16 protein-coding genes and 1 other RNA gene are annotated in these 24814 nt (G+C 56.3%); 6 read left to right on the top strand and 11 right to left on the bottom strand.

What is annotated here, in order from left to right; genetic code table 11:
- Positions 1 to 40: 40 nt before the first annotated feature.
- Positions 41 to 826 (top strand): methyl-accepting chemotaxis protein, encoded by a 786-nt coding sequence (locus tag AC0IXS_RS18750; protein ID WP_370454373.1) that lies wholly within the window; start codon positions 41 to 43, stop codon positions 824 to 826.
- A gap of 435 nt (positions 827 to 1261) precedes the next feature.
- Here the strand turns inward: AC0IXS_RS18750 and AC0IXS_RS18755 are convergent, their stop codons facing one another.
- The 4 genes from AC0IXS_RS18755 to AC0IXS_RS18770 form a co-directional block, all read right to left on the bottom strand.
- Positions 1262 to 2239 carry a DNA replication terminus site-binding protein gene (locus tag AC0IXS_RS18755; RefSeq protein WP_063625696.1) on the bottom strand — a complete coding sequence of 326 codons (978 nt, stop codon included), beginning with the start codon at positions 2237 to 2239 and terminating at the stop codon, positions 1262 to 1264.
- A gap of 269 nt (positions 2240 to 2508) precedes the next feature.
- A protein-coding gene (locus AC0IXS_RS18760) for an IS3 family transposase (protein WP_241088835.1) occupies positions 2509 to 3650 on the bottom strand; the annotation gives its coding sequence in 2 pieces (ribosomal slippage) (positions 2509 to 3398 and positions 3398 to 3650; 1143 coding nt in all).
- A gap of 329 nt (positions 3651 to 3979) precedes the next feature.
- Positions 3980 to 4315, bottom strand: coding sequence for a YceK/YidQ family lipoprotein (locus AC0IXS_RS18765; RefSeq protein WP_122563487.1), 336 nt, complete (start codon positions 4313 to 4315; stop codon positions 3980 to 3982).
- 89 nt (positions 4316 to 4404) lie between these two features.
- On the bottom strand, positions 4405 to 4953 hold the full coding sequence (locus AC0IXS_RS18770) for a hypothetical protein (RefSeq protein ID WP_191957563.1): 549 nt from the start codon (positions 4951 to 4953) through the stop codon (positions 4405 to 4407).
- Positions 4954 to 6353: 1400 nt separating this feature from the next.
- Here AC0IXS_RS18770 and AC0IXS_RS18775 point away from each other — a divergent pair.
- The 4 genes from AC0IXS_RS18775 (at position 6354) to AC0IXS_RS18790 (ending at position 13237) form a co-directional block, all read left to right on the top strand.
- A complete protein-coding gene (locus AC0IXS_RS18775) occupies positions 6354 to 6557 on the top strand; it encodes a helix-turn-helix domain-containing protein (RefSeq protein ID WP_471825418.1) in 204 nt (67 codons plus the stop codon).
- Between the two features lie 93 nt (positions 6558 to 6650).
- Entirely contained in the window at positions 6651 to 8876 is a 2226-nt protein-coding gene (locus AC0IXS_RS18780) for a type I restriction-modification system subunit M (RefSeq protein ID WP_471825420.1), read from the top strand.
- A gap of 1 nt (position 8877) precedes the next feature.
- The gene (locus AC0IXS_RS18785) at positions 8878 to 10113 is read left to right on the top strand and encodes an AAA family ATPase (protein ID WP_471825422.1); all 1236 of its coding nucleotides are present in this window, start codon (positions 8878 to 8880) and stop codon (positions 10111 to 10113) included.
- The gene (locus AC0IXS_RS18790; protein WP_471825424.1) at positions 10106 to 13237 is read left to right on the top strand and encodes an HsdR family type I site-specific deoxyribonuclease; all 3132 of its coding nucleotides are present in this window, start codon (positions 10106 to 10108) and stop codon (positions 13235 to 13237) included. The genes AC0IXS_RS18785 and AC0IXS_RS18790 overlap by 8 nt, the downstream gene beginning before the upstream one ends.
- A gap of 1415 nt (positions 13238 to 14652) precedes the next feature.
- Here AC0IXS_RS18790 and ssrA read toward each other — a convergent pair.
- From ssrA to AC0IXS_RS18825, 7 genes are all read right to left on the bottom strand, one after another.
- Positions 14653 to 15044: a transfer-messenger RNA gene (ssrA, locus tag AC0IXS_RS18795) on the bottom strand.
- Positions 15045 to 15154: 110 nt separating this feature from the next.
- A complete protein-coding gene (locus tag AC0IXS_RS18800) occupies positions 15155 to 15442 on the bottom strand; it encodes a hypothetical protein (RefSeq protein WP_057410716.1) in 288 nt (95 codons plus the stop codon).
- Between the two features lie 186 nt (positions 15443 to 15628).
- A complete protein-coding gene (locus AC0IXS_RS18805; RefSeq protein WP_471825426.1) occupies positions 15629 to 18457 on the bottom strand; it encodes an FAD-binding and (Fe-S)-binding domain-containing protein in 2829 nt (942 codons plus the stop codon).
- The gene (locus AC0IXS_RS18810) at positions 18454 to 19125 is read right to left on the bottom strand and encodes a LutC/YkgG family protein (protein WP_471825428.1); all 672 of its coding nucleotides are present in this window, start codon (positions 19123 to 19125) and stop codon (positions 18454 to 18456) included. Before AC0IXS_RS18810 ends, AC0IXS_RS18805 begins: the two co-directional genes overlap by 4 nt.
- Positions 19122 to 20585 carry a LutB/LldF family L-lactate oxidation iron-sulfur protein gene (locus tag AC0IXS_RS18815; RefSeq protein ID WP_471825430.1) on the bottom strand — a complete coding sequence of 488 codons (1464 nt, stop codon included), beginning with the start codon at positions 20583 to 20585 and terminating at the stop codon, positions 19122 to 19124. The genes AC0IXS_RS18810 and AC0IXS_RS18815 overlap by 4 nt, the downstream gene beginning before the upstream one ends.
- The gene (locus AC0IXS_RS18820; protein ID WP_088235955.1) at positions 20582 to 21418 is read right to left on the bottom strand and encodes a (Fe-S)-binding protein; all 837 of its coding nucleotides are present in this window, start codon (positions 21416 to 21418) and stop codon (positions 20582 to 20584) included. The genes AC0IXS_RS18815 and AC0IXS_RS18820 overlap by 4 nt, the downstream gene beginning before the upstream one ends.
- 83 nt (positions 21419 to 21501) lie before the next feature.
- The gene (locus AC0IXS_RS18825; RefSeq protein ID WP_471825432.1) at positions 21502 to 23193 is read right to left on the bottom strand and encodes a lactate permease LctP family transporter; all 1692 of its coding nucleotides are present in this window, start codon (positions 23191 to 23193) and stop codon (positions 21502 to 21504) included.
- Positions 23194 to 23591: 398 nt separating this feature from the next.
- On the opposite strand from AC0IXS_RS18825, the gene AC0IXS_RS18830 reads away from it, so the two are divergent.
- On the top strand, positions 23592 to 24359 hold the full coding sequence (locus tag AC0IXS_RS18830; protein WP_004883375.1) for a GntR family transcriptional regulator: 768 nt from the start codon (positions 23592 to 23594) through the stop codon (positions 24357 to 24359).
- Positions 24360 to 24814 lie beyond the last annotated feature (455 nt).

Below are 24814 nucleotides of genomic sequence, written 5' to 3' on the forward strand. Positions count from 1 at the left end.
CTCCGCCACGCTGCAGGTGCATGACCTGTCGCAGCGCGTGGTGCAGTCGTCCAACTCATCGATCATCGGCTTCGACGAGCAGAGCGCGCGCACCAACAGCGTCGCCGCAGCCATCAACGAACTGGGCGCTGCCACCCAGGAAATCGCCCGCAATGCCTCGGATGCCTCCATCCAGGCCAGCGAAGCGCGCACCCAGGCCGAAGACGGTCAGGTGGTGGTGGAAAAAACCATCCATGCCATGAGCGAGCTGTCGACCAAGATCAGCGATTCCTGCACCCAGATCGCCCAGCTCAACGCCAGCACCGACAACATCGGGCAGATTCTGGACGTGATCAAAGGCATCTCGCAGCAGACCAATCTGCTGGCCCTCAACGCCGCCATCGAAGCTGCGCGCGCCGGTGAAGCCGGTCGTGGCTTTGCCGTGGTGGCCGATGAAGTGCGTAACCTTGCGCACCGCACTCAGGTGTCTGCCGACGAGATCCACAAGATGATCGGCGAGCTGCAGACCGGCTCGCAGGACGCGGTGGTGAACATGAACGAGAGCCAGGCATCCAGCCAGGGCAGCGTCGAAGTCGCCAACCAGGCCGGCAACCGCCTGCGCGATGTGACCCGCCGCATCGGCGAAATCGACGGCATGAACCAGTCGGTTGCCGCCGCGACCGAAGAGCAGACCGCCGTGGTGGAAACGCTCAACATCGACATCAACCAGATCAACTCGCTCAACCAGCAGGGCGTCGCCAACCTCAACGAAACCCTCAAGGATTGCGCGGCACTTTCCCAACAGGCCGGACGTTTGAAACAGCTGGTGGCCAGCTTCAAGATATAACTCGAGCCGTCATCGTAACGAAAAGGGCCGTCCATGTGACGGCCCTTTTTTGTTGGTTAGTGGTGATAACGTTCTGTATGGAAATCAAGTGTGGAACTGACCGTTATCGAGTACCGACTGGGTGAATTTCGAGGGAAGTGAAGGTTGTTTTAACGTTATTCGTGAAGGTAATTAACGACTTGAAAAGTCTGACTTATTACTGTGCTCTTGGCCGTATTTAAAAATGGCTTTGCTCATCTCGCCAGATGTAGTTGGAAAAATGGATCAAGATATCGTAGATGTATTCGTTCAAAACTGTTCAATAATTAGAAAGGCAACCACTGTTCATCGGATTTTTATGTTTGTTGAACGAGCAGGTTAATAACCAGCGGTTTCTTTTTATTAGTCGCTCCTGCCAGACAACTCATGTATCCATGGCAGGAGTCGTCCCCGGGTTTACTCATCCTCCGACTTGTTCTGATTCCGATCCGAGTAAGTCGACGCCACCGCGCTCGGCTTGCTGACCACCGCAGCCGACTTGCGCTGACCCACCAGATCATCCGGATTCAAAAACAGATTCATGCGCGGAATCACCTCGATACGCGGCTTCTTGTCAGGCCGCTCAGCCTGGCGCGTATGTCGGTTGAAGTGACGAAGCTCATGCACGTCGATGGGCTCCTCGCCCGCTAGCACGAACATCGGCAGGTTGCTGTGGATCATCGCGTCGTAACGGGAACTGGCCGAGAAATACACCATCGCTCTGGGATGCGGCGCCACTTTCTTGTACTTGATCAGGCTGGCCTGATCCGACAGATTGACGATGCGCCGCAATTCGGCACCCGCCGACGTCTGCTCGATGGCCACGCGGTCTTTCGAAGCCTGCTGCTCGGCCGCCTTGCTCAACTGCTCCCGAACCTTGCTCACCGCCACCCGCTCGCCGCCGGTCGTGTGGCCAGCCCAGGTGAACACGATCAGGCGAGGGCAGATATCGAACACCTGCGTATGACGCCCCAACTGCTTCATGCTGAACATCGGCCCCAATGCCTGACGCAGAATCTTCGACCGCGCCGTGGTCGCCAGATTGAGCTCGATGCGCGTCTGCTCGACCGCCGCCATCAAGTCATCCTTCAGCTGATTGATCTCCTTCACCCAAGGCAACACGCTGCGGCTCAACGCAAAATAACCCGGCAAGCGCATCACCGTCCCCGGCGCCTGACCGGGAAGGCGCTCAAACAACGTCATCGCCCGAATTGCCGCCTCAATCGCCGCCTGACCCTCCAGCGGCTGCACCTCGATCAGATCCAGCGCCTTCTGCTGCGCCAGCACCGGCAACTGCCACACCTGACCATGAACCACCCACTGAGGCCACATCTGATTGAATGCCGTTATCTTACTGACCAGACGGGCGTGGACAGTCGTTATATCGACGTACATGGTGATCTCCGAAAAATTTAATACCACCCCTAGTGTAGCGCGTGATTTTGTACATGCATGGAGTATGGGACGGGATCAGTCCTTGGGAAGTTCGTCCAACTTGGCCTCCACAGCGTCATCGAAAATGATGAACAACGCCTCAGCGTCTGACGAGCGCAGCTTTCGTGTGCTTTCCAGGCTTTGGATGAGTTCGATCTGGATGGCTCGCTCGGCTTCCAGGTCTTCGCGAGTGTGATCTGGTCAACCGATTCCGGACACTGTTATAGAAGCTACGCCGCCATTTTTTCCTGATCCACCGGCGTGCGGTATTCGTTGTAACTGTGGAGCCTGACCTGATTGTAGTGATGGATCACGTAACGAAGCACATCGGGGCGGGCTTCTTCTTCGGTCCGATAGCCCTTTTTGGGTATCCATTCGGACTTCAGGCTTCCAAAAAAACGTTCCATCGGGGCATTGTCCCAGCAGTTTCCGCGACGGCTCATGCTCTGCTGTATACCGAGCGATTCAAGTTTGGTACGGAACATTTCGCTGCTGTACTGGCAGCCTTGGTCGGAGTGAAACATGACCTTGTGTGGCTTTCCTCGAGCTTCGTGAGCCAATGCCAGCGCCTTGCAAGTCAACGTTGAGTCCGGCGTGCTGGAAATCGCCCAACCCACGATCCTCCTGGCGTACAGGTCAAGTACAGCCGCCAGATACACCCAGTGCGTACCGGCCCAGATATACGTTATATCTCCGCACCAGACCTGATTGGGGGCTGACACTTCAAATTGGCGATCCAGCACATTCTCTGCGAATCGGGATTGCACGACGCTATGCCGATAAGGCCTTGGCCGACGCTGACAACTTTGCAAATCCGTCTCGGCCATCAGGCGACCTGCCAGAAACCTGCCAACCGACTCGCCCAGGGCCTTCAAGGCTGCTGACAAACTGCGAGCGCCCATTGATCCGCGGCTTTGAGCGTGTAACCGAATCGCCTCGGCCTTGAGCCGTTCTCTGTCGGGATCAACTCGATCCCGCTGCTTCAGATAGTCGTAATACCGGCTGCGGTTCATTCCAAACACGCGGCACAAGTCAGTCACAGTAAAGCGCTCACTCAATTTCTCGATCAGAGTCACCGATCGAGGGAATCGGACATCAAGAGAGCGGTAGCCTTTTTTAGGATTTCCTTCTCGATTTCAAGCTTGCGAATTTTGGCATGCAGAGCTTGAATCTGTTGCTGTTCAGCGGTCATGGCATTAGCTGTCTGGGGCGTTACTCCCCCGCGCTCCTGTCTTAACTGTTCAACCCAACGGCGCAGTGCTGTCGCCCCTACACCCATAGCCTCGCAGGCCTGTGCGGTTGAATAATTGGCATCAAGAACAAGGCGCGCAGCCTCAAGTCTGAACTCGGTTGGAAACTGACGTTTTGACATCGGACACCTCATCGTTGAGCGGTAGGGTACCGCTCCTTTGGGTGTGTCCGGAATGATTAGGCCACATCAGTGCTGGTGGCGTTCAAGGCGCGGAGGAGGTCGTTCATCTGATCGCGGATGGGTTTCTGGAGTCGCAGGAGGTCTAGTTTTTCTTGGGGCATGGGTTGCTATCTCTTGGGGGCTGCTGGCGAGGCGAGCGATGCGTCTGCTTTTCACCATGCTCCCCGCAGCTAAGCGGGAAGCCTTCGTATTGATCAGGCATGGTACAGCCAGCTTCGTTGATCAGCCGAGAGATTACTGTCTCCATACATCAGCAGGCTGATCCTCGATCAGTCACTTAACCGACTGGCGACGACGGATCCACGTTCCGATTGCAGGTAAATGGTGTAGGGCAGAACCAGCGTGTCTGCCACGCCCGAGAGCACCATATCGGCAAGTATCAGCGACACACTGGGTCTCAACTCCTGACCCCTAAAGGCTCTGGGTTCTCCATTAAGCGCGCAGAAATCGAGCGACACGCCACTGTAAACGCGCGGGATGTAAGAGCAGTTCGATTTCCAGCGGCCCAATTTATTGGCTGCCACGGAGTCACTGCTGAAGGTCGTGTTGATGGTTCCGCAGCCTGCGAGGCCGGCAGAAAAAATGATGGCGCAAAGGGTTTTCACGTTAGCGTCCTGCTTTGATTTTTTCCAAGGCTAACGGATCAGGCCTCTGCCGACCATCACAGATACCAGCTGCCGCCGCGCTCCGGTGACTACTTCACAAACTCAATCTTCCTCACGAAGATCAACGAGTCCTCGGCAGCAGGCCCGGCGATGCGGTCGTTGTTGGGCTCGCTGGCAACAGTGACCTTCACAGCCTTGCCAACCAGGGGCGGCAGCAAGGTCGCTTCGCTTTCATCATTGGTAACAAACCAGTCACCGCATCGCCCATCGCAATAGGCCGTGAACCGTCGGCCGTCATCGACGAGCACCGTGATGGTGTAGTCATCGATGCCACCGCCAGTAATCAACGCGCCCTGCAAGGTTTCCGGTTTGGTCAGGTTGAAGTGGCAATAGGCAGGCGCGTTCGGATCATCGGCCAACAAACCACAACCGCGGTCGACCTCACTGTTGATCATCCCGCAGCTGTTGGCCGCGTTGCATGGCGGATGGGTTGCTGGGGAGACGTTGATGCATTGTTTGACCAGAGACTCAGCGCGTTTTTGACCGATGGCCTCGGCGCAGGATTTGTCGGCGGCGTTGGCTTGGAATGACGCGAGGAAGGTGATGAACAGGGCGAGGGTGAGGGCTCTTGGGTGCATGGCGTGTCCGCTGGCGAGTGGGAAGTGCGTCAGCGATATCGACCTTCAATTTCTCGACCGAGGTAGCAGGCTTCTGGCGTGTATCGCTGGCTCCGTTATTTTGGCATTTGATGAGAAGGTTGTGGTGGGCGTGTTGTACAAGGCTTTCCGCAAGCAGTTGAACCATTGATTCAGTGCGGCCCGCCCACGTCGAGTTCGATCAACGGGGCGGGTCGGCTTTCATCTGCATCAACACATGCCTTTCCAATCTGAAGATGTTGGAGGTCAGAAGACCTTTCTCGCATGTCTGGGCAGTGACCTACCACTGCCCTGTGAGCAGGCACGTCATGGCTTGAATGCCACTGAACATGTACCAAGGATCCGGGTCTTGGCAACTGTCTTGGAAAATGGCGACTTTGAGAGGTTGAGCGCTTTCTATCTGACTCACAGTGACAAACGGGCTTGTTGCGGCCTGCGTGGCAGCGACATGGTCTGTCGCAGACTTCTCAGCAACGATCACTGATGCGCGAGTTGTACTCGCCTGCACAGCGGTAATGCCCGGCAGGCTCAGAACTGCGCTGACGGCTAGCCATCGAGTTAGCTTATTCATGACAAGTCCCTATACGTTTTGAGGATGACCGCCTGTGGCAAGCGGCAGTGATAAAAGTAGGGGATGGGGGCGTCTGAGGCTATAGCTCGGATGTGCTAGCGGCTTGGTGCTGGCTTGGTGGGTGGGGAGAGGGCAGGGCTTGATTTCGAGTTGGTGTGCAGCCTAAACGCGTTTCGAAAGCACCTGAGCGTGGTGTTGCGCCGGGGTAATCTGAATTGGAAATATAACTTGCTGATATAAATAGTATATTTCTGTTAATAAATTTTCATGGAATACTGTTTGGAATACAGATTTTTGAGGCTATTCCTTCAGGACGGTTTCGGGTGACGTAAGCGCGTCACCGATCAACGAGAAGAAGGCTCCTGGTGCCTACTAATAATCAAGGTGTATCCCTACTTCGAACTTGCCGGTTAACGCAAGGAAGGGAGTTGCCTTAGTTTAGGCTGCTGAATGTGGGACATCGCTTTAGCCCTTAGGGTGCTCGGGCGACTCGCCATCATGTCATGTCATAAAGTGTGAACTACCACGCCATAAATACGCTGCACAGCGACCCGTGCTTGCGCAGGTTTCAGCGTCTCGCGTGGCATGGTCGGTTACGGCTTCTTGGATCGGGGATAACCCACGAAGGCGCTTGCCTAATATCGGCTGGAGCCGATCGCCTGCTTGGGCTCGATCTCCAGGCAAGCCCAAAGCCAATTAAAAGTTAGTTTTCATTAAAAAATGTTAGTTTGACTGACAAAATGTCACGCTAAGAAAAGCGTCGTGTTACTCTCAGGGTTTCACGAGAAGACAAATTGTCAGGGGCATAGTCATGATCCGCTGCCATCTCGCCCGCATAATGGGCGAGCATAAGATGCGTATAGCTGACGTAGCCAGAGAAACGGGGCTCAGCCGCGCTACGGTAACGCTGCTCTACAAAGAAACGGCGCAGAAAGTGGATCTGGAGGCCATTGAGAAGCTGTGCCAACTGTTTGAATGTCAAGTAGGCGACCTATTTGAGCTGACACAAGGATAGGCAGCGCAGCTGCCGCGACTCCAAATCACACAGCAAGGCCCTTAGCGACACTCAGTAAACGACTAAAGCCTAGAAAATTAACAGGAAGAATGCATGACCAGCAACCAACAACGCGCCGCCCTGCAACGCCAGATCTGGCAGATCGCCAACGATGTTCGCGGCTCCGTCGATGGCTGGGATTTCAAGCAATACGTGCTCGGTACCCTCTTCTACCGCTTTATCAGTGAAAACTTTGCCAGCTACATTGAAGGCGGTGACGACAGCATCAACTATGCCGAACTGCCCGACAGCGTCATCACCGCAGACATCAAAGACGACGCCATCAAGACCAAGGGCTACTTCATCTACCCCACCCAGCTGTTTGCCAAGATTGCCGCCAGTGCCAACACCAACGAGAGCCTGAATACCGACCTGGCCTCCATCTTTGCCGCTATTGAGCGCTCCGCCAACGGCTACCCATCGGAGCATGACATCAAAGGCCTGTTTGCCGACTTCGACACCACCAGCAATCGCCTCGGCAATACCGTCAAAGAAAAAAACGCCCGCCTCGCTGCTGTGCTCAAAGGCGTGGCCGAACTGGATTTCGGGCATTTTGATGCCAGCCACATCGACCTGTTCGGCGATGCCTACGAGTTTCTCATCTCCAATTACGCGGCCAATGCCGGCAAATCCGGCGGCGAGTTCTTCACCCCGCAGCATGTGTCCAAGCTGATTGCGCAGCTCGCTATGCACAAGCAAACCAGCGTCAACAAAATTTACGACCCCGCGTGCGGTTCCGGTTCGCTGCTGCTGCAAGCCAAAAAGCATTTCGCCGCGCACATCATCGAAGACGGCTTCTTTGGGCAAGAAATCAACCACACCACTTACAACCTGGCGCGGATGAACATGTTCTTGCACAACATCAACTACGACAAGTTCAACGTCCAGCTCGGCAACACCCTCATCGATCCGCATTTTGGTGTCGATAAGCCCTTCGATGCCATCGTCTCCAACCCACCGTATTCGGTAAAGTGGATCGGCTCGGATGACCCCACCCTGATCAACGACGAACGCTTTGCTCCGGCGGGTGTGCTCGCACCAAAATCCAAGGCCGACTTTGCCTTTGTGTTGCACGCACTCAGCTACCTCTCCAGCAAGGGCCGCGCCGCTATTGTTTGTTTCCCCGGCATCTTCTACCGGAGCGGTGCAGAGCAAAAAATTCGCCAATATCTGGTGGATAACAACTATGTCGAAACCGTGATTTCGCTGGCACCTAACCTGTTCTACGGTACCACCATCGCAGTGAATATTCTGGTGCTCTCCAAACACAAGACTGACACCACTACCCAGTTCATCGACGCCAGCAGCTTGTTCAAAAAGGAAACCAATAACAACGTGCTGCTGGACGCACACATCGAACAGATCATGCAGGCCTTCGATAGCAAGATGAACGTGGCACACTTCGCCCAATCCGTCCCGTTCGAGAAGGTGGCCGCAAGCGACTACAACCTGTCGGTCAGCAACTACATCGAAGTCAGGGACAACCGCGAGGTGGTGGATATTGCAAAACTCAATGCCGAACTGAAAACCACCGTCGCCAAAATTGACCATCTACGCAAAGACATTGACGCCACCGTCGCCGAGATTGAAGGCGAGGAGCTAGCCGGAGGCATGAGCGGCAGGAATTTTTTGGACAAGCTGCTGGATGGCGTTGATGTGAAGTGGAAAACGCTGAGGGAATTAACGCTGCCCACGATCAATATTAAGTGGCGCGAGGCAAATCGTACCTACCGATATATTGATCTCACCTCTGTAAATATTGAAACGAAGACAATAACCGAAACACCCGAAGTGACGCATAGCAATGCACCAAGTCGGGCGCAAAAGCTTGTTGAAAAAGATGACGTGATTTTCGCAACAACTCGTCCAGCCCAACAACGCTATTGCTTAATCGATGATGAGTACGCCGGTGAAGTTGCAAGCACCGGGTACTGCGTTTTGCGCGCAAAGAAAGCAGAAGTATTACCTAAATGGATTTTGCATTGGATTGCCTCTTCTGACTTCAAGGCTTATGTTGAGGAACACCAAAGTGGATCAGCGTATCCCGCTATTTCAGATGCAAAGGTGAAGGATTTTAAAATCCCCATTCCCTGTCCAGAGAACCCCAAAAAATCGCTGGAAAGCCAAGCCGAAATCGTCCGCATTCTGGACGCATTTACAGCGATCAAAACCGAGCTTACAACCGAGCTTACAACCGAGCTCACAATCCGCAAAAAACAATACGAGTATTACCGCGATCTACTGTTGAAACTTCCCAGGTCAGAAGAGGTGATAGCCTGATATGAGCAAGACGCTGACAGTAATTGCCCAGCAACTGAAAGATACCAACAAGAAGGTGCAGTTGATCTACGCCTTCAATGGTACGGGCAAGACACGCCTATCGCGGGAATTCAAGCAGCTAATCGCACCCAAAGAAAATGGCGGAGGAGCCGATCAGTCTGAGTTGTCGCGCAATAAAATCCTCTATTACAATGCCTTCACTGAAGACTTGTTTTATTGGGATAACGATCTGGAAAAAGACGCTGAGCCAATACTGAGAATTCAGCCAAATTCATTTACGGATTGGATTCTAAGAGACCGCGGACAGGATAGAAATATCATTGAGAACTTTCAGCGCTATACGGATGACAAGCTCACGCCAATTTTCATAGAGCATGACAAGCAAATAAGTAAAGATGGGAAGTTGTTAGTAACAAAAACCTTTCCAGAAGTAGCGTTCTCCTATGATCGTGGAACAGAGCGAACGGGCAGCATAAAAATCTCTAAAGGCGAAGAAAGTAACTTTGTCTGGAGTATTTTTTATACGCTGTTGGAGGAGGTTACATCGATCCTGGATGAGCCCATTCCTGCTAAACGTGATGATAATCAGTTTGATAGTTTAGAGTACGTTTTTATTGATGATCCAGTGAGCTCGCTCGACGATACCCACTTGATTGAGCTGGCTGTTGATTTAGCAAGCTTAATAAAGCGCAGTGCCTACACTGAAGGCAATGGGTTAAGGTTTGTCATCACAACACATAGCCCGCTATTTTATAATGTTTTACACAATGAATTGAATAACGATCTTAAAAAGCTCGGCCAGGATGGAGCTTCTGCGTGGATTTATAAGCGCGGCCAATCAGAAAAATACAGGTTAGATAAAAGGGTTGACGGAACTTTTGATCTTGCCACAGCTAATGATCATCCATTTTCTTATCATTTGTTTTTATTGTCAGAGGTCAGGAAAGCAATAAAATCAGATCAAGTTAAAAAGTATCACTTTGGCTTTTTAAGGAATATCTTGGAAAAAACCGCCACATTCCTAGGCCATAATCGCTGGGAGAGCCTTCTCGATAAAACAGCTGAAGGCACTCCCAACCCGTTTGCTAGCAGAATTATGAATCTTTCTAGCCACTCCGCCCATGCAGGTGAGGAAGTTTCAGATGTTGAAGAAAAAGACAAGAAGAAACTGGAGGAGTTGGTGGAGTATTTAATTGATACCTACGGATTCAGGAAGCAGGAAGCACTAAATGACTAATTACAAAGCTATTGCTGAATCCAACAGTTTTATCGTTCTGGATAAATACAACAAAGAATGGAGCGTCGCAGAAAGCTACCAGAGTGAAGGCGATCTGGAGCGCGAATTCATCCAAGACTTGAAAAATCAGGGTTATGAATTTTTGCAGAGCGTAACCACGCCGGAGGCTTTACTGGTCAATGTGCGCGTGCAACTGCAAGCGCTCAATAACGTGCAGTTTGCGGAGGGTGAGTGGCTGCGATTTGTTGAAACCTGGCTGGACAAGCCCAGCGATGGCATCGTCGAGAAAACGCGTAAGATTCACGACGATTATATTCACGACTTCGTCTTTGACGATGGGAGCATCCAAAATATATATCTGCTGGACAAAAAGAGCATCGCCCGCAACAAAGTACAGGTGATCAAGCAGTTTGAGCAGGCTGGCAGTCACGCCAACCGTTATGACGTGACGATTCTGGTCAATGGTTTGCCGCTGGTACAGGTAGAGTTGAAGAAGCGTGGCGTAGCGATTCGTGAAGCCTTTAATCAGGTGCATCGCTACAGCAAGGAAAGCTTCAACAGCGAGCATTCCTTATTCAAATATCTGCAGCTGTTCGTGATCTCCAACGGCACCGACAGCCGTTACTTCGCCAACACCACGCAGCGCAACAAGAACAGCTTCGACTTCACCATGAACTGGGCGAAGGCGGACAACGGTCTGATCAAAGACCTAAAAGACCTCACGGCCACCTTCCTCCAGAAGCACACGCTACTCAATGTGCTGCTCCACTACTCGGTGTTTGATGTCAGCAACACGCTGCTGGTGATGCGCCCTTACCAGATTGCTGCCGCGGAACGCATTCTGTGGAAGATCAACTGCTCGTACCAGGCTAAGAACTGGAGCAATACGGAAAGCGGTGGCTTCATCTGGCACACCACCGGCTCCGGCAAGACCTTGACCAGTTTCAAGGCGGCGCGTCTTGCCACTGAGCTGGAGTTCATTGACAAGGTGTTCTTCGTGGTGGACCGCAAGGATCTGGACTACCAGACCATGAAGGAGTACCAGCGCTTTTCACCGGACAGCGTAAATGGCTCAGATAGCACCGCTGGTTTGAAGCGCAACCTAGAGAAGGATGACAACAAGATTGTCGTCACTACCATCCAGAAACTCAACAACCTGATGAAAAGCGAAGGCGACTTATCCATCTACGGCAAGCAAGTGGTATTCATTTTTGACGAGTGCCACCGCAGCCAGTTTGGTGAAGCACAGAAGAACCTGAAGAAGAAGTTCAAGCGGTTCTATCAATTCGGCTTCACCGGCACGCCGATTTTCGGCGATGACATTGTTGATGGCAAATTAATCCGTAAAGGAAATGCACTTGGTGCTGACACCACCGCCAGCGTGTTTGGCCGCGAATTGCATTCGTATGTGATCACCGATGCGATTCGCGATGAAAAGGTGCTGAAGTTCAAGGTGGACTACAACGATGTCCGCCCACAGTTCAAGGCCATCGAAACCGAGCAGGACGAGAAAAAGCTCAGCGCAGCTGAAAACAAACAGGCCTTGCTGCACCCCGACCGCATCCGTGAGATCACCCAGTACATCATGAACAACTACCGGCAGAAGACCCATCGCCTGCAAGCCGGCAATAAGGGGTTCAACGCCATGTTCGCTGTCAGCAGCGTGGATGCTGCCAAGCTGTACTACGAGAGCTTCAGGGCGCTGCAAAAGAACAGCGACAAGCCGCTGAGAGTGGCCACTATCTTCTCGTTTGCCGCCAACGAAGAGCAGGATTCAGCGGGCGAAATTCAGGACGAAAGTTTTGATGTGTCGGCCATGAACAGCAGCGCCAAAGAGTTTTTGAGTGCAGCCATCTCGGACTACAACGCGCTGTTCAAAACTAACTTCAGCGTCGATAGCGATGGTTTCCAGAACTATTATCGCGACCTAGCCAAGCAAGTCAAAGCCAAGCAGATCGACTTGCTGATCGTGGTGGGTATGTTCCTGACGGGCTTTGATGCGCCTACTCTGAACACCTTGTTTGTGGACAAGAATCTGCGCTACCACGGGCTGATGCAGGCCTATTCCCGCACCAACCGTATTTTTGACGCCACGAAAACCTTCGGCAACATCGTCACCTTCCGCGATCTGGAACAGGCGACGATCGACGCCATCACCTTGTTTGGCGACAAGAACACCAAGAATGTGGTGCTGGAGAAAAGCTACAAGGAATATATGGAGGGCTTCACCGATGTGGCCACCGGTGAGGTGCGGCGCGGCTTTGTAGACGTGGTGAAGGACCTTGAAACACGCTTCCCCGACCCGGCAGCCATTGAAAAGGAAGCTGACAAAAAGGCCTTCGCCAAGCTATTTGGCGAGTATTTGCGCGTAGAGAACGTACTGCAGAACTATGACGAGTTCGCCAGCCTGAAGGAATTGCAAAACGTCGATATGACCGACCCGGCAGCGGTTGAGACGTTCAAGGCCAAGCACTATCTGACTGATGACGATTTGACCACACTGGCAGCCATCACACTCCCGGCTGAGCGGAAAGCTCAGGATTACCGCTCCACCTACAACGACGTGCGCGACTGGTTGCGTCGTGAAAAGGCGGGGGCTGAGATGGAAAAATCCACCATCGACTGGGATGACGTCGTGTTTGAGGTGGACCTGCTCAAATCGCAAGAAATCAACCTAGATTACATTCTGGAGCTGATCTTCGATCACAACAAAAGGATCAAGAGCAAGTCAGATCTAGTGGATGAAGTGCGCCGCGTGATTCGCGCGAGCTTAGACAACCGCGCCAAAGAGAGCTTGCTGGTGGACTTCATCAATCAGACTGATCTGGACCAGATTGGCGACAAGGCTAGTGTTATCGACGCCTTCTTCATCTTTGCTCAAGCGGAGCAGCTGCGTGAGGCGCAGGAGTTGGTCAGTGCCGAGAACCTAAATGCCGAAGCGGCACGGCGCTATATCGCTACTTCACTCAGGAGGGAGTTCGCCAGCGACAGCGGCACGGAACTGAACGCTGTGCTGCCCAAGATGAGCCCGCTGAACCCGCAATATCTGACCAAGAAACAGAGCGTCTTCCAAAAGATCGCCGCGTTTGTCGAGAAGTTCAAAGGTGTGGGTGGAAGCGTATAAAAAAATATGAACTTTAGCTCTTGGAGCTTTATTTGACGTTTGAGATTTGCTTTTCCGGCCAAACCCTCTGATCCAGCGATCTTTGATCGCGCCGATCGGAGGGTTCACTCGCTTTTTTCTCGAAGTCACCTCGTTCGCCCTCCTATTTCAAATTTGATTAGCGTCACGCCATCTTTTACCCGTCAGAAATGAGTCACGATCGTTATCGAGTACAGCTCCAGTGTGAGAGCGAATCTTGTCGTGGGGTCATGACTTGAGATATGGCGACACAGGCGACAGTGGCGACAACCCATGCAGAACAGGGCCGGGAGCGTGGCGACAAAAGTGGCGACTGTCGCCACTTTTTGCGCGCTTTGGTCGTGATACTTGACCACCTATTCGAGGGGGTATAACAATTGGCGCACGGATCGCTGTCGTTGACAGCACCAGCCCAGGTAGTCAGAACCTTGAAGGCTACGCCACTTGCGTGGTGGTTCTTCCCCAAGTGCGATTAGCGTCCGGCGGCTCGCACGGTCACTCCCCAAGAGTGATGGATGCCTACTCGACAAATCTGCCCATTGCGGCAGGCGATGGACCTACCTCGCTGCATTGCAGCAACCTCACCTATTGGCACACTTCGCTGCGCCAGACCTCGCCCGTCTCTTTCTCCAGGAAAGAGACGGGCGCTCGTACCACTGCTGCAAGCCACGTCGCAAAAGACATTGCCGCATCTCTCCTCGTGACAATCGGCCTGACAACTCCGATTCGTCGCCATCCGCAACGACACAGGCACCGGTGCCGCAGCCCATGGAAAGGCTGCACCTGACTGACAGTCAGGCATGCCCCAGGTGTCAATGTTGTTGCCTTCTCTCACTCAGGATCTCCAGGTGCCGAACTCGTCAGTCGGCACAGCCTCTACCCGCCCGCATCTTCGGATGCGACTAAGGAGGCCAGATTCATGGGTTATGCCCTCGCTCCCGGTTGTAAGGAGCCGTTCGTTCCGCGTCAGTGAGCACCTCACAGACAGCAGGGGCCTTGATCCCTGATAACACTCAACAACCGTGGCGGGACTACGTGAGGACAACCAGCAATGAACGAGGAGAGGACCCATGCAGCAGTTAGATCCGAAGCATGAACTACCACAACCACCTCGACCGCTGATTGAGTCGAATCCCGTGGCCCAGCCTTATCCGGTGCTGGCACTGGGTTGGTTTCTCGGGCCTGCGGTTGAGCGCATGGCGGAGGTCATTGGCGTACCCAATCGCTCTTTGGCACAGTTTTGGTATTCAAGAACTAGAACCGGATTCCTTGGAATCCTTTGGTACACACAAAACGACAGAACTCAAAAAACTGAGAAAGCCATCAATAGCCCTGAAGCCCCGTATTCACTGAATTTCAGACACAAAAAAAGACGTCCAAGGACGTCTTTTTCAATTTGGTGGAGCCGGGGGGATTTGAACCCCCGTCCGCCAGTACTCCGCTGTCGGTACTACATGCTTAGCCGTGTCTATTAAGTTAACCCTCAGCGACCCGACGGGCAGGGTGCTTTGGGCGAGTTGTGTAAGTTTTAGTCGCTTCGTCCACAACGTACTAGGCGACGATCCTGTTCTATATGACAATCATTTCGGGTTTACAGGCATCCCCTGATGATTGCTGGAGCCGAAGCTACCAGAAGGAAGGCTAGCACCGCTTACGCGGCGAGAGCGTATTCCCCGTAGGTTTCGTCATTGGCAACTATAGAAAGTTGCAACAGTGGATTTACGAGTTCTGTTACCAACTCGGCATGCACCTAAAGTTTCATCACCGGCGTCGAATCCTAATCGGCCCCGAGACTGCTTTCGCAGTCGCTGGGCGGAGTGTACGCCAATCGGCGAGGCACGTCGACCCATGTGTTGCGTCCGTCAAGGCCAGCCGCGACGGCTGGCCTTGTGGGGATGATTACTTGCTGGCGCCTTCGCTGCCCGAACCGATGCCTTTCAAGCGGGTGAGCGTCTGGGTGGTCAGTTCGACACACTTCTTCTCATCGCCTTTTGCCTTCGCAGCCATGGCATCTTTCTCGGTTTTTTCGAGCATTTCTTTCACGTCGGGGCTCAGGTTGGTGCCGGACGAAGTCTGCGCATCCTTGAGGGCTTGCAGATTGGCGCCGCACAAATCATCTGCAGCAAAAACCGGCGAAGCCAACAGTGCAGCGCTGAGGAACAATCCAGTGAGGGCGGTACGCTTCATGTGTCTCTCCTTATAGCCTGTGGACTCGGTGTGGCCGGTCAATGGTGCCGTCGCCCGAGGTTTCTGTGGGCCCGTTCAGTCGCCGGGCCTAGAAGATGGACTGTGGTGAAACGCAGGGGTTCTATTTATTTTCAGGCTCATTCGAAAAAGCCATCTGGTGCACATAAGGCACCAAAATGGGGCGATCTACGGCTTTATGCCTTGATCATGCGATTTTGCCGTGGTCACGCGATCCACCAAGTACACCAGCCCGTGGTAGTCGATTCCGCCGTGTTGCGACAGGCCGATTTCACAGGTGCGGCTGGTGGAAATGCCCTCGTGGCAGAACTGCACGGCATCCTTGAGCGTGCGCAGCGAATGGGCGTTCAGTTCCGGTGTCGTGAAGCCTTTGTCGCCCGCGAAGCCGCAGCAATGAATGCCTTCCGGGATGACGACGTTCACGCTGCATAACCTGGCCACGTCGATCAATGCCTGGCTTTCGCCCAGGTGTTGGGTGCTGCAGGTGACGTGGACGGCGATGGGTTCCTGCTGGGGGATGAAGGTGAGTTTGTCCAGCAGGTGGGTGCGGATGAAGCGCACCGGGTCGTATAGGTCGAGGCGCGTGTTCTTGAGGTCTTGCATCAGGCGCAGGGTGCAGGGGCTTGTGTCGCAATAGATGGGGTCGAGGCCGCCGCGGCTGGCTTTGGTCAGGGCGGCGAGCAACTGTTGGCGTTTGTCTTCGGCCTGTTCGTTGTAGCCTTTCGAGGCGAACGGCTGACCGCAGCACAGGTTGTCCTGATCGTCGGGGAATACCACCTGATAACCGGCTTTTTCCAGCAGGCTGCGGGTTTTGTCGAGCAGTGATGACTGTTCTCTGTCGCCTGCGGAAGGCCCCATGACGCGGGAGACGCAGGCGGCGAGATAGACCACGCGTGGACGCTGGTCGTCAACCGGCGCTGTGAAGTGGATCGAGTGTTCAGCCTGGGGCATGGCGGGTGTCCATTGCGGGACGCGTCCGGCCGACCGTTTGCTTAACGACGCCGACAGTTTTGCGAGTCGTGGCGCGCCCAGCAGCATGCGTGCGCCATTGGCGGCGTGCAGGGTGAAGCGTGCGCCTTGCAGGGCGGTCTTGAAGTTGTGCGCCAGCCAGGTTGCGGTTTTGCTGTGGTTGGCTTCCTGGCTGCGCAGCTTTTTCACCAGCTCGCCGGTGTTGATGCCGACGGGGCAGCGCTGGGCGCACAGGCCGGTCGCGGCGCAGGTGTCGATGCCTTGGTAGTGATAGTCGCGCTCCAGTTGTCGGGTGTCGGTTCCGGCGCGTTTCTTCGCCTGGATGTCGCGCCAGATGACGATGCGCTGTCGCGGGCTGAGGGTCAGTCCGTTGGACGGGCAGACCGGTTCGCAGAAGCCGCACTCGATGCATTTATCGACGATCTCGTCGGCGGCGGGCATCGGTTTCAGGTGTTTCAGATGAATGTGCGGATCGGTGCTGAGCACCACGTCAGGGTTGAGAATGCCGCTGGGGTCGAGCAGGCGTTTGAGTTGCCACATCAGTTGATAGGCGTCGCTGCCCCATTCCTTCTCGACGAAGGGCGCCATGTTGCGACCGGTGCCGTGCTCGGCCTTGAGCGAGCCGCCGAATTCAACCGCGACCAGTTGCGCCACGTCGTCCATGAACGCCTGGTAACGGGCAATTTCATCGGGGTTGTTGAAGCCCTGCGTGAAGACGAAGTGCAGGTTGCCCTCCAGCGCATGGCCGAACAGGATGGCTTCGTCGTAGTGGTGTTTGTCGAACAGCTCGATCAGGCGGCGCACGCCCATGGCCAGTTGTTCGACGGGGAAGGTCACGTCTTCGATGATGACCGTGGTGCCGGTCTGGCGCACGGCACCGACGGCAGGGAAGGTATCTTTGCGGATGGCCCAGAGGCGGGCGTTTTCCTGCGGGTCGTGGGTGAAGTCCACCTGCTTTTCGACCGGGAAGGCAGCCAGCGACGCCATGATCTGCAGCAATTGTTCATCGAGCAGCACGCGTGAGGCAGCGCGGGCTTCGATCAGCAGGGCACAGGCATTTGCAGACAGCTCTCGCACGAAGCCCGGCATGCCCGGTTTGTCCTGCACCGAGCGCAGGCTGCGTCGGTCGAGCAGTTCGACGGCTGCCACCGGCTGGGTTTTGAGGACGGTGACAGCGTTGCAGCAGGTCTCCACATCCGGAAACACGATCAGCGCCGACGCCTTGTGTGGGTGATCGACCACGGTGTTGTAAGTCACGGCGCTGATGAACCCCAGCGTGCCTTCGGAGCCGACCAGCAAATGGCTGAGGATATCCAGCGGTTCGTCGAAGTCCACCAGCGCATTGAGTGACAGGCCGGTGGTGTTTTTCAGACGGTATTTGTGGCGAATTCTGGCGGCCAGTTCGGAATTGGCGCGGGTTTCTCGTGCCAGGCGCTCCAGGTTGTTGAGCAGATCTGCGTGGCTGGTGCGAAATGCGGCGACGCTGGTGGCGTCTTCGGTGTCGAGCAGGGTGCCGTCGGCCAGAATCAGACGAATGCCTGCGAGCGTGTGATAGGTGTTTTGCGCTGTGCCGCAGCACATGCCGCTGGCGTTGTTGGCGACGATGCCGCCGATTTTGCAGGCGTTGATCGAGGCCGGGTCCGGGCCGATCTTGCGTCCGAACGGTGCCAGCCAGGCATTAGCCTGCGCGCCGATGACGCCCGGTTGCAGGCGGATTTGTGCGCCCTGATCGCGCAGTTCGCGGCCGTTCCAGTTGTCGCCCAACACCAACAGCACCGAGTCGCTGATTGCCTGGCCGGACAGGCTGGTGCCTGCGGCGCGAAAGGTGATCGCGACCTTTTCGGCTTGGGCCAGCTTGAGCAGCGCGATGACTTCGTCGTCGGACTCGACGCGGATCACCAGTTTCGGAATCAGGCGGTAGAAGCTGGCGTCAGTGCCGAATGCCAGGGTCGAGAGCGGGTCATCGAAGCGACGCTTCTGCGGGATCAGACGGCGGACGCTGTCCAGAAATGCAGCGGGCAGACTCATGCGTCCTCCACGATCAAGACAATCAGGTCTTTGGGACCATGAGCGCCATATGCCAGGACCTGTTCGATGTCGGCGGTCTTCGACGGGCCGGACACCAGCAGCGCGTTGGTCGGCATGCCGCCCGCCCAGTTCTGCTTGAGCTGTGCTTCGTAGAGGTTGTCGTAGATCTCGCTGGCCTTGAGCAGGGCGAAATGCACCGGTGGCACGAGGCTCATCAGGCGTGGCTCTTCGCGGGTGGGCCAGATGATCAGGCTGCCGGTGGCGGCGATTGCGCCCAGGGTGGTGGTGAAGCTGGCGGGCGTGTCGTCGAACAGGTCTTTTTTCCATTCTTCGATGGGCCGGTCATAGGCCTTGAGCGCGGGCAGGTCGGGTTGCACGGCCCAGTACTCGCTGACCCGGCGACCGTGTGGCGTGCCCGGCGCAATCAGCAGGCTGGGTAGCTGGCGGTCCCTGACCAGTTCGCCCAGCCGACGCGGCCAGTCCTGATCGCTGCACAGGTGAATCTCGGTGTGTACGGCTTCCATCAGTTTGCGCAGTTGGGCGACCCGACTTTCCGGAGCGTAGCGCCACGGCTCGGTCACCAGTGCCTCGTCGAAATTGTCGGCCACCGGTGTGGTGCCGCTGAGACTGTTGCGCAGTTTGGCGAGGATGTTGTGCTTGGCATTCATGGCTGGTCTCCAGACTTCCGTGTCAGATGCTCGCGTGCCAGCTCGTGCAGTGAGCGGGCGGCGGGTTTCGGTGCGCTGTGGTTTTGCGTCCAAGGGCCGACGTTGCCGGGCGTCAGGCTGCGCAGCCGAGTGGCGAAAAAGCCGAACAGGCGATACAGCGAGGGTGATGTGTTGAGCTTCGACCAAGCGTTCCAGATGAAGCGCTCTTTGCGCGAAAACTTGCCGCCTTGATCGCGCATGACCCGGTTTGGCGCATCGGGTGCTTTGACGTTTTCTTCGCGCAGACGCCGTAACAGCGCCGGGATCGGAATCTTCACTGGACAGACTTCGCCGCACGCGCCGCACAGGGACGACGCGCTGGGGTGATCCGGGACTTTCGCCAGGCCTGCCATGTGCGGCGTGATGATCTTGCCGATGGGGCCGGGATAGACCTCACCATAGGTATGACCGCCGACGCGGGTATAGACCGGGCAGTGGTTCATGCACGCGCCGCAGCGAATGCAGTTCAGTGTCTGGCGCAGTTCGCTGTCGGCAAATGCCTGGCTGCGGCCGTTGTCCAGCAGCACCAGATGCACTTCCTGCGGGCCGTCCAGTTCATGGGCCTTGCGCGGGCCGGAGATCATGTTGACGTAGGTGGTGATCGGAATGCCCAGCGCGGAACGGGTCAGCAAGGACAGCAGCGGCACGGTATCGCGCAGGTTTTCGACGACCTTTTCGATCCCGGTCACGGCGATGTGCACGGGCGGCACACTGGTAACCATCCGGCCGTTGCCTTCGTTTTCCACCAGCAGCAGCGTCCCGGTTTCCGCGACTGCGAAGTTGACGCCCGAGACGCCGATGTCGGCTTCGAAGAATTTCTGGCGCAGCACGCGACGGCCGATCTGGATCAACTGATCGACATCGGTGGTGTATTCCACGCCGAGCTTGTCGTGGAACAGCTTGCCGACCTGGCCGGCATTCTTGTGGATGGCGGGCATAATGATGTGCGAGGGCTTTTCGTGGTCCATCTGCACGATGTATTCGCCCATGTCCGCTTCCAGGCACTCGATACCGCGCTCGCCGAGGAAGTCGTTTATCTCCATTTCTTCGCTGACCATCGACTTGCCCTTGATCACCTGTTTCGCTTCATGGGCTTCGACGATGGACAGCACGATGGCGTTGGCTTCCTCGACCGTTTCCGCCCAGTGCACCTGCACGCCGTTGCGGATCAGGTTGCGTTCCAGTTGCTCCAGCAGGTCGGGCAGTTTGGAGAGGGCGCGGGCGCGTATGGCGTTGCCCAGCGAGCGCAGGTCTTCGCGCTCGTCCGGGTTGCTGAATGCCGCTGCGCGTTTGGTCATCAGCGAATCCATGGCGCGGCGGAAATTGCCGCGCAGTTGTGGATCGCCCAGCGCTTCATGGGCGCGCTCGCGAAAGTCCGGCTGATGGATTTCGACGGCGGGAATGCGGGTCTGCATGTTCATCGCTGACCTCCGGTGCGTTGCCAGAGAAAGCTCGCCAGATGCTGGCCGCGGATGGATTCGCGCTGTTTTTCCAGCGAGCCGTTGATGTTCATCAGGCAGCCGCAGTCGGCGGTGAGGATCTGGTCGGCGCCTGATTCCTTCAATGCGCGGGTCTTGTCGGCGACCATCGCGCCGGAAATGTCCGGCATGCGCACGCTGAAGGTCCCACCGAAACCGCAGCATTCGCTTTCATGGTCGTGATCGACGCGCTCGACGTTGCCCAGTTGCGCCAGCAGTTCACGGGCGTGCAGGTGGGTGTTCATTTCGCGGCGTGCCGAGCATGAGGTGTGCAGGGCGATGCGGGTGGGCTGGCCGTGGTCGTTCAGGCGCGTCTTGCAGACGTGCAGCAGGAATTCGGTCAGTTCATAGGTGCGGGCGGCGAGGTGCTGGACGTGCTTGAGCATCTCGGGCTCGTCCTTGAACAGGTCGGGGTAATGTTCGCGAAACATGCCGGCGCAAGAACCGGACGGTACGACAACCGGATCGTCGCCTTTGAACAGTGCGAGCTGAGCGCGGGCGACTTCGCGGGCCTGATCGGTGTAGCCCGAGGTGTAGGCCGGTTGCCCGCAACAGCTTTGCGCCTGTGGATAATCCACTTCGATGCCTTCGCGTTCGAGCAGGTGGATGGCGTCCATTCCGGCGTCCGGAAAAAACAGGTCCACGACGCAGGTGCCGAACAGATAAACGCGTTTCGGTTTGTCGGTCGGGTATTCACGCGGCGCATGACGAGCAGGCGCGACGCGGGTGGCGTTGGCTGTTGGGTTGGGTGCGGCGTTGTGAAAAAGCGTACTCATCAGTTTGAGTCTCCGGGTGGGCCCGGTTATGAATGGCTGGCGCCGACGGGTCATTTCGGCGCCAGTGGTGCTTCATTCAGGTATCAATGAACCAGCATGCCGGTGAACCAGTACGCCTGGGCGTAGGTGATACAGCCGACGATGGTGGCGAAAAACAGGCTGTGCTTGAGCGTGAAGCGGAACAGGTCCGATTCCCTGCCGACCAGCCCGGTCGCAGCGCAGGCCACGGCGATGGATTGTGGCGAGATCATCTTGCCGGTCACGCCGCCGCTGGAGTTTGCAGCGACCATCAACACGTCGCTGACGCCGATTTGGTGAGCGGTGGTGGCCTGCAGCGAGCCGAACAGCGCGTTGGCTGAGGTATCGGAACCGGTCAGGAACACGCCCAGCCAGCCGAGGAACGGCGAGAAGAACGGGAAGGCCGCGCCTGTTCCGGCCAGAACCAACGCCAGGGTCGAGGACATGCCTGAGTAGTTCATGACAAAGGCAAAAGCAAGCACCATGCCGATGGACACGATTGCCCAGCGCAGCTCGATCAGGGTTTCCTTGAAAGTGGTCAGACCAATCTTCGGAGTAATGCGCAGGACCAGCATCGCGATGATGGCCGAGAACAGAATCGCGGTGCCCGAAGCGGCGATCAGGTCGAACTTGTACACCGCAGGCATCGCAGTCACGTTCGCGACAATCGGGGCGGTTTTTATCACCAACTGATCCAGGTGCGGCACCGGGATGTTGAAGGTGAAGGCCTGTAGGGCGCCACCGGCGGCAAACAGCGCCTTGAACGGTTTCAGTGTCCAGATCGTGACCATGCCGGTCAGGATCAGGAACGGCGACCAGGCCTTGATAATCTGGCCGAGGCTGTAGGGCGACGCCACCGAAGCGCGGGGTTTGTTGAGTCCGCCCGGGCCGCCCATGATCACTGCCGAGCCGCCGCTGACCACGACTGTGTCGGATGCGCGCTGCGGCTGCCAGACTTTCAGGAACAGTGTCAGCGAGACGATGCTGACCAGTGCCGACGTGATGTCCGGCAGTTCCGGTCCGACGAAGTTGGAGGTCAGGAATTGGGTGATCGCAAAGGTGGTGCCTGCGATCAGCGCGGCGGGCCAGGTCTCCTTTACGCCACGCACACCGTCCATCATGAACATCAGCCAGAACGGTACGAAGATCGACAGGAAGGGCAATTGACGACCTGCCATCGCACCGATCTTGAATGCATCCAGTCCAGAGACCTGTCCTGCCACGATGATCGGAATGCCCAGCGCGCCGAACGCAACCGGCGCAGTGTTGGCGATCAGGCACAGGCCGGCGGCGTAGAGCGGGTTCAAGCCGAGGCCCACCAGCAAGGCGGCGGTGATGGCGACCGGTGCCCCGAAACCCGCCGCACCTTCCAGAAAGGCACCGAAGCAGAAGGCGATCAGCAATACCTGTAAACGCTGGTCATCGGTGATGGCCATGACCGAGCTGCGAATGATCTCGAACTGACCACTCTTGACCGTCAGTTTGTAGAGAAACACGGCCGCCACGATGATCCACGCGATGGGCCACAGTCCGTAGGCGAATCCATAGCCTGCTGCTGCCAGCGCCATGTCGGTCGGCATCTGGAAGGCGAAGATCGCCACCAGCATCGACAGCGCCAGGGTAATGCTGCCTGCGATATGGCCTTTGAGCCGGAATACGGCCAGTGCCAGGAAGAAGAATACGATCGGGATCAGTGCGGCTGCGGCGGAAAGGCCGAGGCTGCCAAGCGGTGTGTAGAGCTGTTGCCATGTCTGCATGTCGGGAGGCCCCTTAATTATTGTTGGTAAGGCCCGGTGTTCTGTGTGCGCGGCTTCGATTCGACGTCGGGTTGGCGAGCGTCTGGTCGATGCTGACGATTGAATCGCACAGCTCACCAGCTCAAGGCTTTCTGTTCGAAAGGCCTTGCAGCGCCACGGAGATCAACCGCCGAACGCTGGCATTGGATAATTGGTAATACCAATTTACAATGTCTGCTGGCTAGATTAGAGGCCTTGTGATTGGTGTGTCAATTTGCGGGGCCATGACTTTTGTCGCATGGGCTCTGGAAGGGCAGTGCCAGACAGGGTTTTCGGCTGAATTGGACAGGTGCCTTGGTGGCGGCAATCAGCCAGAATACGCGGGCCCGGCAGTGAGCCGGGACGTTGGAGTAAGTGCTATGGGCTTTGATCAGGTGCGTCAGCGCCGTTTGTCCGACGATATCGTCGAGCAGCTGGAAAAGATGATTCTGGAAGGCACCCTCAAATCGGGTGGGCGTTTACCGGCGGAAAGAGCGTTGGCCGAGCAGTTCGGTGTATCGCGCCCGTCGTTGCGCGAGGCGATTCAAAAACTGACGGCCAAGGGCCTGTTGGTCAGTCGGCAGGGCGGCGGCAATTATGTGGTCGAGAATATCGGCTCGACGTTCAGCGACCCCTTGTTGCACTTGCTGGAAAGCAGCCCCGATGCGCAGCGCGATCTGCTGGAGTTTCGTCACACGCTGGAGGCGTCCTGCGCGTATTACGCAGCGATGCGCGCCACCGAGATGGACCGCGAGCGTCTGCGCGTGGCGTTCGAGTCACTGCTGGATTGTTATTCGCGGGCCGACGAGGTCAGCCGGGCCGAGGAGGGCGCAGCCGATGCGAGCTTCCACCTGGCGATTGCCGAGGCCAGCCACAACGCCGTCCTGTTGCACACCATCCGTGGCCTGTTCGACCTGCTCAAGCGCAATGTGGTGATCAACATTGGCGGCATGTACAAACAGCGCACGGAAACCCGCGACATGCTGATCAAGCAGCATCGGGAGCTGTACATGGCGATCATTGAAGGTCGTGCGGAGGACGCGCGCGAGGTGTCGAGCAGGCACCTGACGTATGTGCAGGAAGTGCTGGAAGAAGTCAGGCAGCAGGTTCAGCGCACGGCCCGGGCGGAGCGGCGTAATACGATGTGATATCGGTGTTGGCATGCAGCCCGGACGCGGAGCGTCCTGAGAGGCATTCCCACGCGGAGCACTCATCGTTATACACAAGTCCGCAAGACGCGCAAAACGGGGGCCTAAACGAAAGTGACTGACTGAATGCATACCCCCGTGGTCGCAGCAAGACTCGGGTATAACCCGGAGCACAAGCTGGGCATGATCGGCGTGCTTGAGATCACGCTGATCGTTCCTACGCTCCGCGTGGGAATGCCGCTCAGGACGCTCCGCGTCCGCACTTGAATGTGGCGCAGATGCGTGGCCAAGCTCCAGCGTTATCCACGTCATGCGCTCGGCTAACTGAATCCTCAGTCTGTGCCATTTGTGACGCGGAGCGTCACGGGAGGCATGCCCACGCGGAGCGATGGGCACGATCAGTGTCGAGACGGACTTGTGTATAACGATGAGCGCGGAGCATGGGAACGATCAGT

It is taken from the genome of Pseudomonas sp. AC016 (assembly GCF_979253365.1).